Here is a 12,828-nt window from a genome sequence, read left to right on the forward strand (position 1 = left end):
GCGGCTCGAACGTTCGAACCGGGCCCGTCCGGAGCGGCCGTACCGGTCGGATGCCCGCGTTAGCGGATCCGAAACGGGGGTACGACCTCAGCGAGCCGCCCGGTTCGGGCCGCTCTTACCGGTAAGAAAGTCCCAGGAGGGATCCCGATGACAACAGCACGGGACATCATGACCGCGAATGTGGAATGCGTCCGGTCCAGCGACACGGTGGTCGCCGCCGCGCAGCGCATGGCGGAGTTGAATGTCGGCGCCCTGCCCATCTGCGGCGAGGACGACAAGTTGAAGGGAATGCTCACCGACCGCGACATCGTGGTCAAAGTGATCGCTCAGCGCAAGGACCCGCTCGGCGTCGACGCGGGCGAACTCGGAGGCGGGGAGCTGGTCACCGTCGAAGCCGACGACGACGTGCGCAAGGTCATGTCGGTCATGTCGCAGCATCAGGTACGCCGCGTACCGGTGCTGGAGCAGGGCCGGCTGGTCGGCATCATCGCGCAGGCCGACGTGGCCACCGCCGTCGACAACACTCAATCGGGCAGCACGGTGGAGGCGATCTCGACCGACTTCTGAGTTCGGCGTTTCCTCAGACCGTGGCCGGGTGCATGTCGTAGACCGCGTACGCCGCTCGGATCACCGGCTGGGCGACATTGCGCACCCGGATGCCGCCCGGAGTGGTGCCGCGCTCGGTCCCGGCGTGCGCGTGACCGTGCAACGCCAGGTCGGCGCCTTGTTCGTCGATGGCCTCGCCGAGCAGGTAGGAACCGAGGAACGGATAGATCTCCCTCGGTTCGCCGTGCAGCGTGTCGCTGATCGGGGAGTAGTGCGTGAGCGCGACGGTGACGTCGGTGTGCAACGTGGCGAGGGCTTCGCCGAGCGCGGTGGCCACGTCCACGGTGTGCGCGGCGAACTCCCGCATCAAGGGTTCGCCGAAGACGCTCGCGCATTTGCCCGCGAACCCGCCGCCGAAGCCTTTCGTGCCCGCGACCCCGAGCGTTCTCCCGTCCACGTGCAAGGTCACCGAGTTTCCTTCCAGGACGGTGATGCCGTGGTCGGTCAGCACGGTCGTGATCTCGCGCTCGGCGTCGCCGTGATAGTCGTGGTTGCCCAGGACTGCTACGACCGGCAGGCCCAGGTCGGCGAACTCCGCCGCGACCACCCGGCCTTCGTCGGCGGTGCCGTGGCGGGTCAGGTCGCCCGCCAGCAGCAGCACATCGGCTCGCTCGGAGAGGCCGTCCAGGGCGGGCCGCCATTGCCCGCGCGAATCCACGCCGAGATGTACATCACCGACGGCGGCTATCCGCATGCGGCTCAACTCCTTTCGGGTCCGTCCTGCTCCAGCGTCTCGGTCTCGACGGGTGCCGTGGGACGGTTGACATGGACGTCGTTGTGGATCCGCGCGTGCGGAAGCTGTTCGTGCACGACGGTTTCCATCTGTTGTTTGCAGTTCTCGCTGCTCACCTCGCCACCCAGCACCACAACGTCGCCGCGGATGGTCACCTGCACGCCGAGCTCGGCGGTGCGGGGGTCCTCGGCCAGCGCCCGGCGCAATCGTGCGACCAGGTATTGCGGCTGCTCCATCTATTCCACCTTTCCGGTGCGAGTGATGCCCAGATCGTCGAGCAGGCCCATGAAGGCCCGTGCGTAGGGCGAGGCCTTGGTCTGTTCGCGCACCGTCTCCCAGTCCACCTGTTCCCGCAGGTCCCGCGCGATGTGCAGAATCGGGCTGAGATCCAGGCGGTGCGCGTCGAAGACGAGCATCTTGTCCACCATGAGGTCGGTGCCGCTGATCACCGGGGCCTTCGCGGGCCCTATCCGCATCTCGGTGGCCCGGTCGAGCAGTTCGTCGGTCACGTCCCGATCGTTCGGACGGTGGATCACATCGACGAGGATGTCGTCGGCATAGACCTTGCGCAGCCAGTTCTCCGGCGGGTCGCACACCCGCAGACCCGCGCGGGCCAGCGTGTGGATCGCTCGCCCACTGTCCTCCGGTTTGACGAAGATGTCGACATCGTGCTGAGAGGCGGGGCCGCCACGGGCATAGACCGCGCAGCCGCCCGCCACCGCGAATCGGATATCCGTCGCCGCCAACGCGTTCACCGTGCGGGTGAGCGCATGCAGCAGCTGATCGGTGGTAACGGCCATGCAGCGGTGGTACCCGGCAGACACCGGGTTAATCGGCGTTTCACCGGGTATGCGCCCGGATATCCGGAGGGCCCGCGCAGCGGCGCACCGGGCTTTCGCACTACTCCGGACCACCGGTCTCGGGACGGGAGAGGAGCGAGTTATGCCCAAGACGACAGCACGCGGCGACGTCGAGCAGTCGGAGTTGCCGAGCACGCTGCAGCGGTCGGAGGAGAAGGCTCAGCGCACCTTCGCCGAGGCGCACGACGCCGCGCTCGAGCAGTACGGCGGCGACGAGCAGCGCGCCTACCGCGTCGCCTACGCCGCGTTGAAGCACAGCTACGAGAAAGTCGGCGATCACTGGGAGCCCAAGGCTCGCCGCGGTCCCTCCGACGAGCGCGCCGAACACGGCGGCCCGGACGCGCGGGGCGAGACCGCCGAAGGCGTCGATGCCAACGCGTCCAAGGAGCACCTGCTCGGCATCGCCCGGCGACTGGACATCTCCGGTCGGTCGCGGATGACCAAGGACGAACTCGTCGAGGCGATCAAGAAGCGCAATCGCCGGGAGTCCGCGCGTGCCCGAGGATGAGGACGACGCCTGGGCGCGCCGCGCCCGTGGTGAGACCGAACTCGAACGACTCGACCGGAACTGGGGCAGCCTGATCCAGGAGCTGCGTGTCGTGCAGACCGGCGTGCAGTTCCTCTTCGGGGCGTTGCTGGTACTGCCCTTCCAGGCGTCGTTCAGCACGCTGTCCCCGGGTATGCGAGCGCTCTATATGGCCACCTTGGCCGCCGTTCTGGGGGCCACGGTGTTCTTGATCGCCCCGGTGTCCTGGCACCGCATCCTGTTCCGCCGCCACCGCCTGGGCAATGTCGTCGCGGCGGCGCACCGCTGCGCGATGGCGGGCGTCGCACTGCTGGGTCTCGCGTTGATCGGCGCGGTGATCCTCGTGGTCGACTACGTGACGGGGACGGCCGCGGCAGTGGCGACCGGCGTCGTCTCCGTCGCGTTGTTCGTGGTGACATGGCTCATCGCGCCGTGGCGCTGGCGCAGCGGCTCCGAGGATGTCCGCGCCGACCACTCCTGACACGAACACTCTCGAGTCAGCGGGCCCACGAGACGACTTCTCCCGCGTGGGCGGGGGCGCCTCGGTGATAGGCGCTGAGCGTCTCGGTCGCGACCCGATCCCAGGAATTCCGGCTCGCGGCCCGCTGATACCCCGCGGCGCCCCAGGTTTCGCGCAGTGTCGAGTCCGTGAGCAGGGGGCGCACGGCCCGGACGACCGCGTCGGGTTCGGGCGGGGCGACGAAGCGCCCGGTGACGCCGTCGACCACCGTGTCGAGCAGACCGCCGACGGGCGTGGCGATCACCGGCTTGCCGCAGGCCATCGCTTCCAGGGCCACCCGGCCGAACGGCTCGTACCAGGGCGTGCAGAGCACCACGTCCGCGGAGCGGTACAGGCGCGGCAACGTCGGCCGCGTCACCGCTCCGGCCAACCGGAGACGCTCGCGCACACCGTGATCCGAGGCGAGGCGGCGCAACCGGCGACCTTCGGCGTCGTCATCGTCGTCGGCGGCCGGGGCTCCCACGATCACCAGTTCGGTGTCCGGGAGGTCCGCCAGTGCTCGGATGACCGGGTCGAATCCGCTGCGCCGCACCAACTCTCCGGAGGCGAGCAATCGGTGTGTGGCGTGCCGATCGGCGGCCGCGCCCTCCGGGGTGAACGCGGTGAGGTCGACGCCGTGCGGCACGATCGTGGTCCGGAACCGCGGCACGCCCATCCTGGCCAGCTCCGCGACCTCGTCGGAGCAGGTCGCCACCACGTGCGCGGCCCGCGTCGCGATGAGCCGCTCGAACCGGATGCGCGAGCGCGGACTCGGGTCGGCGAGTCCTTCGCAGCGCCGCTGCACGGTGCCGAGGCCGTGGAAGGTCAGCACCACCGGGATGCCGTGGGCACGCGAGGCCAGCTCGGCGGCGAGCCCCGATTTCCAGTAGTGCGCGTGCACGATATCCGGCCGTTCGGCGGCCCAGTGCCGCCGCAGAACCGTGCCGAAATCCCCGAGGTAGGGCAGGGTCCGATCGCTCGGTAGCGGGGTGGGCGGTCCGGCCGCGACGTGCACCACGCGATAGCCGCCCTCGGTGAGCAACTCGGCGGGGGCACGCGGAGCGATGCGCCGGGTATAGACCGTCACCTCGTGCCCGCGGCGTGCGTAGGCCGCCGACAATTCGGCGACGTACGCACCGCGGCCGCCCCCATCGGCGGGGCTCCCTTCGGCGAGGGGGCTGGCGTCTTCGGAAACCATGGCAATCTTCACCGGGTGCTCCGTTCTCGTCGCGGGGCGCCGTGCGGACGCGCTCATCCGCGCGCTTGCCCTACGACCGGCATCGCGTGACGTTCGGGAATATGTCGGGGATATGCCCGGACGCGGGCCGATGAAACCCCACGTCAGCGGGCAGATCGCGAGCCGAACGGTCGGTTTTCCCTGATCTCGGGCCCTCCGGCGACGGGTCACGTTCTCCTACCGAACGCTGTCGGGAACGTGTCGACCGTGCCACACTGTAGAAAGGTTGAGATCACAGCCGACCCCGGTTCGACGCATTCGGCGCAGCCGGTCGATGGGACGGCACGGCAACCGATTCGCGCTCGCGCCGCCCTCGTCCCGGCCGCTGCGGAGGACTGGAAACCCCCTACACGGGAGGTTCGACTTGTCTGCCATTTCTCTGCTACGAGAGCATGCCGAGGGCGTGCATCTCAATGGTTCGGGACCGGGACGTCGTCGGGACAACCGGTTGTGGGCACAGCGGGTGGACCGCCGCCGCGAATGCGTCGTGGTCCGAGTCGAAGGCGAGTTGGACGCCGCCGTGTCGGCCGAGTTCTTCGAGACGGTCGACCGGGCCCTGCAGTCACCGTGCGACGCGGTGGTGATCGATCTGCGCGCGGCGAGGTTTTTGAGCCTGCGCGCGGCCGTGCGGCTCGGCGCGCTGCGCAGGGACGCGGGGGGTGGTCGTCCGGATCTGCGGATCGTCGCGGGCGGACCGGGAGTGGAGCGAGCACTCGAGGTGACCGGCGTGCGATCGTTGTTCCCCCGCTACTCGTCCATGCGGACCGCACTGGACGCCTGAGCCGAAGGCCGTCTCGAAGCCCGTGCTCGCGGTGTGACCCCCCGATCCGGTCACACCGGGCGCACCGGCATCGGATACTTCTGCGGTGAGTGAAAGCAGGTCGGTCCAGCCCGAGGAAGCGCTCGCGCTGGATCGGGTGATCGGCACGGGAACGCCGCAGAGCGTCGGCGGTTTCCGTTTCTGGTTCGCCGACCAGCGATGGGAGTGGTCGGACGAGGTCGCGTCGATGCACGGCTACCGACCGGGGTCGGTGACGCCGACGACGGAGTTGTTGCTGACGCACAAGCACCCCGACGACCGCGAGGCGGTGGCCAGCGCCTTGGCACGATCGATCGCCGACGCGGAACCGTTCTCCAGCAGGCATCGCATCATCGATACCGCGGGCGCCGTGCATCACGTGATCCTGGTCGCCGATCGGATGATCGACGAGGGGAGCCGGGTGGTCGGCACTTCGGGGTATTACATCGACGTCACCGACACCCTCGCCGAACACCGGCAGGAGACGCTGGACGACGCCCTGCCCGAGCTGTACGCCGCGCGATCGGTGATCGAACAGGCGAAGGGCGCCCTCATGCTGATCTACGGCATCGGTCCCGAGCAAGCGTTCCGGGTGCTGAGCTGGCGCTCCCAGGAAACCAACGTCAAGCTGCGGACACTGGCCGCGCGGCTGGTCGCCGATCTGCCCGGTCTGACCGGTGTCCCGCCCGGGCTGCGCACCCGATTCGACCATCTGCTGCTCACCGCCCACGAGCGCATCGACGCCGACTGACCCGCGTTTCGATCCGGTCGCGGCGGGTACGTCCTCGACGAGGAACGCGGCGGTATTTCTGCTCCACAGTCCGCGGTGCCTGCGGTGTTCCGGTGGTCGAGGAGAACCCGCAGCGGTATGCAGGCCACGGTGGAGTGGCTGTGAGGACAAGGTGGTGATGGGCAAATGGGGGAGTGGACTTCCCGATCCTTTACCGACACAACGACTATCGGTGTCCGGGTGCCCGCCCGGCTCGAGCAGCTGACCATGCTGCGCGCGCTCGCCGAGACCGTTGCCCTCATCGCCGACTTCGCCTTGGACGAGGTGACCGACATCCGCCTCGCGCTCGATGAGGTGGCGACTTCCCTCATTCTCGATGCCGCGACGGGCTCGACGATCGACTGCGAATTCACCTACGACACCGACAAGATGTTCGTGCACGTCTCGTCGGTCGCGGTGACCGAGTCGGTGATGGGCCATGCCGGGCTGGGCTGGCACATCGTGCGCACGCTGACCGACTCGATCGCCGCCGCGCAGGGGTCCCACGACAACGTGCTCGGGGGATATCCGACAGTGATCGATTTCAGCTGGGTGCGGGGTGCCCGCAATGGCGGGTGAATCGAGGTCGCGGGGGGACACCTACGACAACATCGAGCCGCTGTTCGAGAAGATCGCCGCATTGGATCCCGGCGACGCGCGGCGCGAGGCCATGCGCTTGGAGCTGATCGAACGATGCCTGCCCCTGGCCGAGCACATCGCACGGAAGTTCTCCGGGCGCGGCGAGAACTTCGATGATCTGCTGCAAGTGGCGCGCCTGGGCTTGGTGCAGGCAGCCGACCGTTTCGACGTGTCGCGCGGGTCGTCGTTCCTGTCCTTCGCGGTCCCCACCATCATGGGCGAGGTCCGCCGGCATTTCCGGGACAACACCTGGGCCGTCCGGGTGCCGCGCCGGACCAAGGAGATCCAGCTGAGCATCGGCCCCACGGTCGAAACGCTGTCGCAGCGCCTGGGCCGGATGCCGCGGGCCAGGGAGATCGCGGCGGAGCTCGAGGTCGATCTGGTCGAGGTGACCCAGGCGCTGATCGCGGGCAACGCCTACCAGTCGGCGTCCATCGACGCGGTCGCCGGAGAGGACGCCGAGAGCGCTCCGCAGCCGCTGCTGGACAGCCTCGGCATCGAAGAGCCCTCCTATCACCTCGTCGAGGACGTCATGGCCGTCCAGCCGCTGCTCGGCGAACTCCCCGAACGCGAACGTCAGGTGCTGATCATGCGATTCTTCGAATCGTTGACGCAGAATCAGATCGCCGAGCGGCTCGGGGTCTCCCAGATGCACGTCTCGCGCATTCTGTCCAGGACCTTGAATTCGCTGCGCGAACAGGCGATGCGGGACTGAGCGCGGGCGCCGGGCTACACCGGATTCGGTGGAGCCGGATCCGGCGACGGTCCGGGCAGGCCGGGGTCCGGCGAGGGGCGACCGGGGTCCGGTATCGGAGGCGCCGGCGCGGGGCCGGGTGCGGGTGGCCGTGGCGCGGGGCCGGGCACCGGCGGCAGCGGATCCGGATCGGGTTGCGGCGGAACGGGGTTCGGATCAGGAATCGGGTCCGGCTCGGGGATCGGCGGTACCGGGTCCGGCTCCGGGATGGGCGGCACCGGGTCCGGCTCGGGTGTGGGCGGGACCGGCTGTGCCGCGCTGTGACTGGACATGCCAACTCCTTCTGGTACTGGCGAACATCGGCCGGTTACCCATCGCCCGCCGGACGAACCGGTCCGTGCTCGCGCCGCCCGTGGTCCGGCCGACCAGTTTGCGGAAGATCGGGGACGGGTACCAAGACAGGAACCGGACAACAGATGCCGATGGCTCGAGGAGCTCGTCATGACCGACCAGCGCCGCCCAGGCACCCGGAATCCGCGGTTCGGACCGGGTGGGCCAGGGCTGTCGCCCCATGCTCGCGGCATTTCCGTCACGAGGAACCACGACGTCATCCGCCGCTGGGCCGAGCAGCGCGGCGCACGGCCCGCGACTGTGCCGGGCAGCGAGTACGACGGACGGCTCGGGGTGCTGCGTTTCGACTTCCCCGGGTACGGCGGAGCGGTGCTGCGCCGGGTGGACTGGGACGAGTGGTTCGCCACGTTCGATGCTCGTAAATTGCGCTTCTGGTATCAAGAGCCCGGTGCCGACCGTCCGCCGAGCAACTTCAACCGGTTGGAGCCGCCGCGATAGCCGGTGGGCCGCTGGCCCCTGCCGTGAGACCGATCACCGACGACCCTCCGCGATAGAGGCATCCGGAGTATGTGACACACGGCACGCTGCCCTGGTGAGCTTCACGTTCGGTCCCGCCCGCCGTGCAGATTACGGCTCGTTCGATCGTTCGATCGAAACTACTTAATATCAAGGGCTTTTCGAAGGAAGAGTCAACCTTCGCGCCCTGCGTCCGCCGCGCGAGAGCGGAGCCGCGTCAGCGCCCCGCTACCCGGCGAGCCGGGCGGGCGTATAGCGTCGAGGGAAGGACGAGGAGGCCCCGCGTCGGTCTGCCGGAGGTTTACCGGCCGGGCACCGGGGTACTCGAAGCCGAGCAAAGGTTGCTCGAAAAGCGGAAGGTCGCGTCGGTATGGGGATGCGGTTGTCCGCATCGTGGCGCGCTTCCGCATGTCTGCAAGGGATAGGGTCTTGAGCGCAAACCTGATGATCGTGGAAGACGACGACCGGGTCCGTGGTGCGTTGCGGCTCGCTATGGAAGATGAAGGGTACGACGTCGACGAGGCGGAGGAAGCCGAGGACGCGCTCACTCATCTGCGCAGCAATGGTGTTCCCGATGTGATGATCGTCGATCTGATGCTCGGCGGCATGGACGGCTTCGAATGTATCCGCGAGATCCGCCGCGACCATGACGTCCCGATCATCGTGGTCAGCGCTCGCGACGACACCCACGACGTGGTGGCCGCGCTGGAGGCGGGCGCCGACGATTTCGTCACCAAGCCGTTCGAGATCAAGGAGATCACCGCCCGCATGCGCGCGGTGCGCCGGCGGTCCCGGCTTTCCGCCGAACGGGAGACCCCCCAGGAGATGGTGCTCGAGGCCGACGACACGGCTCCGCTCGTCCTCGCTCAGGACAGCGGTGTGGTGCGGCGCGGCGACGAGGAGATCCGGCTCACGCTCACCGAGTTCCGTCTGCTGTGTGAGCTGGCCGAATCACCGGGCCGGGTGCTCAGCCGCACGGTGCTGCTCGAGCGCGTGTGGGACCGCGGGTTCTTCGGTGACGAGCGCATCGTCGACGTGCACATGCGCCGGTTGCGCACGAAGATCGAACGGGATCCGTCCGATCCACGCATCGTGGTGACGGTGCGCGGGCTCGGTTACCGCCTCGATGTGCGGCGCTGAGCGCTGTCTCGACGCCGAACGCTGGAATCCGAACGCTTGGAGCCTTCGCGCCCGGGTGACCGCCGTCTTCGCGACGATCGCCGCGCTGATGTCGCTGGTACTGGTCGTCTCGGTGTTCGTGATCAGCCGCGGCTATCTGGAAGCGCAGCGACCGCACGCGGGCAGCGAATCGCCGGGAGACCTCAACGCCGATCTCGATCTGCTGCGCAATGTGCTGATCGGCTGCGCCGTGGTGGTCACCCTGATCGGCGCGGCGGTCGGCTGGTGGGCGAGCAGGCGAGTGCTGACCCCGCTGCACCAGCTCGCGGGCACCGCCGCGCGGATCGCCTCCGGCGACCTCGACCAGCGGTTGCCCACCACCGACGACCAGGACCTGGCGATCACCGTCGAGGCGTTCAACACCATGGTGGACTCGCTGCAACGGCGCATCGAGCGGGAGCACCGGCTCTTCGGTGATGTCAGCCACGAGCTGCGTACGCCGCTGACCACCTTGATGGCCGGTGTCGACGTGCTCAACCGGCATCGCGGTGATCTGCCGGAACGTTCGCAGCGGGCCCTCGGCCTGGTCACGGCCGAAGTCGAGCATCTGCGCAAGCTGCTGGACGATCTGCTCGCCCTGGCGCGGGTGGAAGCGAGGATGCACCACGGCGACGCCGAGCCCCTGTCGGTGCGTGAACTGCTGGTCCACACCCTGGCCGATCGGCGCTACCCGGGTGAGCTGCTCACGGTGCGCCAAGACGTCACCGTGCGCGGCCGCAAGGTGGAGTTGGAGCGCGCGGTGGCCAACCTGCTGCACAACGCCGACCGGCACGGCGGCGGTGTGGTCGCGGTTGCCGTCGACCGCGACGGCACCGAAGCCGTGCTCACCGTCGACGACGCGGGCCCCGGAGTACCGCCCGTGGACCGCGACCGGATATTCGAACGCTTCGCGACCGCCCGCAGCGGCCGCCGCTCGCCCGACGGGACGGGCATCGGCCTGGCGCTGGTCGCCGAGACGGTCGCCACGCACGGCGGCCGGGTGCATTGCACCGATCGCCCTGGCGGGGGCGCACGATTCGTCGTGCGGTTGCCCCGGCTCGGCGACATCCAACCGTAATACGACCGTAAAGAAGTCGACTGGTTCACCTCAAAGTCGCTTCGTAAGCCTGGATGAGTACGGCTGATCGACGAGGGAGTTGTATGTCAGTGCCAACCCTGTCCCCAGCGGAGATCGAACGATCGCGCGTCGGCAACGCCGCTGCCGCCCTCGGGGCCACCCCGTCTCGCAAGGACACCGGACCCGCCGTGGTCCTGCGCACGCCCCGCCTGAGCGACGGCGCTCCGATGTGGCGCATCGCGAAGGATTCCGCGGTGCTGGACCTCAATTCGAGCTACGCGTACCTGATGTGGTGTCGCGATTTCGCCGGAACCTCGGTGGTCGCCGAACTGGACGGCCGTGTCGTCGGCTACGTGATCGGATTCGTCCGCCCGCAGGCGCCCGACACCGTCTTCGTCTGGCAGATCGCGGTGGACCGCTCGCAGCGCGGACGCGGGATCGGCGCCGAGCTGCTCCACACGTTGCTCAACAGTGTTGCCGCGCAAGGCGTCTCGGTGCTCGAGACGACCATCTCACCGGACAACGCAGGTTCCATCGCCCTGTTCACGTCGGTGGCGGCGGCCCGGGGCGCGGATCTGACCAAGCGCCCCCTGTTCGACGCAGGCGTCTTCCCCGACAGCCATGCACCCGAAGACCTGTATCACATCGCCCCGACCGCCCGCACCACCGAGGAGGATCACCGATGATCAACGCCGACACCACCGTTTTCGAAAGCCTGGAGTCGAACGTGCGCGGTTATTGCCGTGCCTGGCCCACCGTGTTCACCACGGCGAAGGGCAGCTGGCTGCGCGACGAGGAAGGCAAGGAGTACCTGGACTTCTTCGCGGGCGCAGGCGCATTGAACTACGGCCACAACAACGACGTGCTCAAGCGCTCGCTGCTGGACTACATCGCGAGCGACGGCATCACCCATGGCCTGGACATGTCGACCGCGGCCAAGCGTGAGCTTCTGGAGACGTTGCGCGACACTCTGTTCACCCCGCGCGGCCTCGACTACAAGGTCCAGTTCCCCGGCCCCACCGGCGCGAACGCGGTCGAGGCCGCGCTCAAGCTGGCGCGCAAGGTCACCGGTCGCGAGACCATCGTCAGCTTCACCAACGCATTCCACGGCATGACCCTCGGCGCGCTTTCGGTGACCGGCAACGCCGCCAAGCGCGCGGGCGCCGGTGTGCCGTTGGTGCACGCCGCGCACATGCCCTACGACGGCTACTTCGACGGCACGACCGCCGACTTCCAGTGGATGGAGAAGGTGCTCGACGACACCTCGTCCGGCTTCGACCGCCCGGCCGCGGTGATCGTGGAGACGGTGCAGGGCGAAGGTGGCGTCAACGTCGCCCGCGCCGAGTGGCTGCGGCACCTCGCCGGCCTGTGCGGGGAGCGGGAGATCCTGCTGATCGTCGACGACGTCCAGATGGGCTGCGGCCGCACCGGGCCGTTCTTCTCCTTCGAGGTCGCGGGCATCACGCCCGATATCGTCACGCTGTCGAAGTCGATCGGCGGCTACGGCCTGCCGATGGCGCTGGTGCTGTTCAAGCCGGAACTCGACGAGTGGTCGCCGGGTGAGCACAACGGAACGTTCCGCGGCAACAACCCCGCGTTCGTCACCGCGACGACCGCCCTGCGCCACTACTGGTCCGACGACGCCCTCCAGAAGGCGACCGAGGTCAAGGGCGAGAAGATCGCGCGCACCCTCGGTGAACTCGCCGGATACTTCCCCGGTGTCTCGACCCGTGGCCGCGGGTTGGTGCAAGGCGTGGTGTTCGACGATCCCTCGCAGGCGGGCAAGGTGTGCCAGATCGCCTTCGAGCGCGGGCTGCTGGTGGAGACCTCCGGTTCCACCGACGAGGTGGTGAAGCTGCTGCCGCCGCTGACGGTCACCGACCAGGAACTCGACCAGGGTTTGCAGATCCTCACCGGCGCCGTCGAGTCGGTGTGCGGCGGAATGGGGGCGATGGCATGATCGTGCGCAGCACCGCGGAGATCACCGGCACCGAGCGTGACGTGGCGGGCGAGGGCTGGCGCAGCAAGCGCATCGTCCTCGGCGGCGACGGCGTCGGCTTCTCCTTCCACGAGACCACCATTGACGCGGGGACGGTGCACGAGTTCCACTATGTGCATCACGTGGAAGCCGTGTGGCTCGTCGAGGGCGAGGGCACGCTGACCGATCTGGACAACGGCGTCACCTACGAGCTGGCACCCGGCTCGATGTACCTGCTCGACGGACACGAGCGGCACCGCTTGGAAGTGCGCACCACGATGCGGATGATGTGTGTGTTCAATCCGCCGGTCACCGGGCAGGAGGTTCACGACAGCAACGGCGTCTACCCGCTGGTCGCCGCGAACATCGGAGGTTGAGAACACCA

At 68.5% G+C, this 12,828-nt stretch carries 18 protein-coding genes; 13 read left to right on the plus strand and 5 right to left on the minus strand.

The annotated features are described in order from the left end of the window. The first annotated feature begins 147 nt into the window (after positions 1-147). The gene (locus tag ON29_RS14630) at positions 148-567 is read left to right on the plus strand and encodes a CBS domain-containing protein (protein WP_040866796.1); all 420 of its coding nucleotides are present in this window, start codon (positions 148-150) and stop codon (positions 565-567) included. A 13-nt stretch (positions 568-580) separates the two neighbouring features. Here ON29_RS14630 and ON29_RS14635 read toward each other — a convergent pair whose 3' ends face one another. From ON29_RS14635 to ON29_RS14645, 3 genes are read right to left on the minus strand one after another with little or no spacing between them, the layout of a single operon-like run. Continuing rightward, positions 581-1,300, minus strand: a complete 720-nt coding sequence (locus ON29_RS14635; RefSeq protein WP_040866797.1) for a metallophosphoesterase family protein — start codon at positions 1,298-1,300, stop codon at positions 581-583. 5 nt (positions 1,301-1,305) lie between these two features. After that, on the minus strand, positions 1,306-1,575 hold the full coding sequence (locus ON29_RS37060; RefSeq protein WP_040866798.1) for a BON domain-containing protein: 270 nt from the start codon (positions 1,573-1,575) through the stop codon (positions 1,306-1,308). Beyond that, complete coding sequence (locus ON29_RS14645; protein ID WP_040866799.1) at positions 1,576-2,139, minus strand: nucleotidyltransferase; 564 nt, start codon at positions 2,137-2,139, stop codon at positions 1,576-1,578. 142 nt (positions 2,140-2,281) lie between these two features. Here ON29_RS14645 and ON29_RS14650 point away from each other — a divergent pair, with 142 nt between their 5' ends. Together ON29_RS14650 and ON29_RS14655 are read left to right on the plus strand one after the other, a co-directional pair. Further along, complete coding sequence (locus ON29_RS14650; RefSeq protein WP_040866800.1) at positions 2,282-2,707, plus strand: ChaB family protein; 426 nt, start codon at positions 2,282-2,284, stop codon at positions 2,705-2,707. Beyond that, positions 2,694-3,206 carry a DUF6328 family protein gene (locus tag ON29_RS14655; RefSeq protein ID WP_157172781.1) on the plus strand — a complete coding sequence of 171 codons (513 nt, stop codon included), beginning with the start codon at positions 2,694-2,696 and terminating at the stop codon, positions 3,204-3,206. Before ON29_RS14650 ends, ON29_RS14655 begins: the two co-directional genes overlap by 14 nt. Before the next feature lie 16 nt (positions 3,207-3,222). Here the strand turns inward: ON29_RS14655 and ON29_RS14660 are convergent, their stop codons facing one another. After that, positions 3,223-4,434, minus strand: coding sequence for a glycosyltransferase (locus tag ON29_RS14660; protein ID WP_040866904.1), 1,212 nt, complete (start codon positions 4,432-4,434; stop codon positions 3,223-3,225). A 391-nt stretch (positions 4,435-4,825) separates the two neighbouring features. On the opposite strand from ON29_RS14660, the gene ON29_RS14665 reads away from it, so the two are divergent. The 4 genes from ON29_RS14665 to ON29_RS14680 all read left to right on the plus strand — a co-directional run bounded on the left by ON29_RS14665 (position 4,826) and on the right by ON29_RS14680 (position 7,383). Further along, a complete protein-coding gene (locus ON29_RS14665; RefSeq protein ID WP_040866802.1) occupies positions 4,826-5,242 on the plus strand; it encodes an STAS domain-containing protein in 417 nt (138 codons plus the stop codon). A gap of 85 nt (positions 5,243-5,327) precedes the next feature. Next, entirely contained in the window at positions 5,328-6,011 is a 684-nt protein-coding gene (locus tag ON29_RS14670; protein ID WP_040866803.1) for a PAS and ANTAR domain-containing protein, read from the plus strand. Positions 6,012-6,230: 219 nt separating this feature from the next. Beyond that, positions 6,231-6,608: an ATP-binding protein gene (locus ON29_RS14675; RefSeq protein WP_245548958.1), complete on the plus strand. Its 378-nt coding sequence runs from the start codon at positions 6,231-6,233 to the stop codon at positions 6,606-6,608. Next, entirely contained in the window at positions 6,598-7,383 is a 786-nt protein-coding gene (locus tag ON29_RS14680; protein ID WP_040866805.1) for an RNA polymerase sigma factor SigF, read from the plus strand. Before ON29_RS14675 ends, ON29_RS14680 begins: the two co-directional genes overlap by 11 nt. A 14-nt stretch (positions 7,384-7,397) precedes the next feature. Here the strand turns inward: ON29_RS14680 and ON29_RS34715 are convergent, their stop codons facing one another. Beyond that, positions 7,398-7,694 carry a hypothetical protein gene (locus tag ON29_RS34715; RefSeq protein ID WP_083863496.1) on the minus strand — a complete coding sequence of 99 codons (297 nt, stop codon included), beginning with the start codon at positions 7,692-7,694 and terminating at the stop codon, positions 7,398-7,400. 169 nt (positions 7,695-7,863) lie between these two features. On the opposite strand from ON29_RS34715, the gene ON29_RS14685 reads away from it, so the two are divergent. From ON29_RS14685 to ON29_RS14710, 6 genes are all read left to right on the plus strand, one after another. Then, a complete protein-coding gene (locus ON29_RS14685; protein ID WP_051175203.1) occupies positions 7,864-8,211 on the plus strand; it encodes a hypothetical protein in 348 nt (115 codons plus the stop codon). Positions 8,212-8,658: 447 nt separating this feature from the next. Continuing rightward, positions 8,659-9,369, plus strand: coding sequence for a response regulator transcription factor (locus ON29_RS14690; protein WP_040866806.1), 711 nt, complete (start codon positions 8,659-8,661; stop codon positions 9,367-9,369). A gap of 55 nt (positions 9,370-9,424) precedes the next feature. Beyond that, on the plus strand, positions 9,425-10,465 hold the full coding sequence (locus tag ON29_RS14695; RefSeq protein WP_051175204.1) for a sensor histidine kinase: 1,041 nt from the start codon (positions 9,425-9,427) through the stop codon (positions 10,463-10,465). A gap of 83 nt (positions 10,466-10,548) precedes the next feature. Then, entirely contained in the window at positions 10,549-11,151 is a 603-nt protein-coding gene (gene ectA / locus ON29_RS14700) for a diaminobutyrate acetyltransferase (protein WP_083863500.1), read from the plus strand. Then, a complete protein-coding gene (gene ectB / locus ON29_RS14705) occupies positions 11,148-12,425 on the plus strand; it encodes a diaminobutyrate--2-oxoglutarate transaminase (protein ID WP_040866807.1) in 1,278 nt (425 codons plus the stop codon). Before ectA ends, ectB begins: the two co-directional genes overlap by 4 nt. Further along, positions 12,422-12,820, plus strand: coding sequence for an ectoine synthase (locus ON29_RS14710; RefSeq protein WP_040866808.1), 399 nt, complete (start codon positions 12,422-12,424; stop codon positions 12,818-12,820). Before ectB ends, ON29_RS14710 begins: the two co-directional genes overlap by 4 nt. Positions 12,821-12,828 lie beyond the last annotated feature (8 nt).

Origin of the sequence: Nocardia exalbida NBRC 100660 (assembly GCF_000308575.1) — a bacterium.
GTDB classification, from domain to species: domain Bacteria; phylum Actinomycetota; class Actinomycetes; order Mycobacteriales; family Mycobacteriaceae; genus Nocardia; species Nocardia exalbida.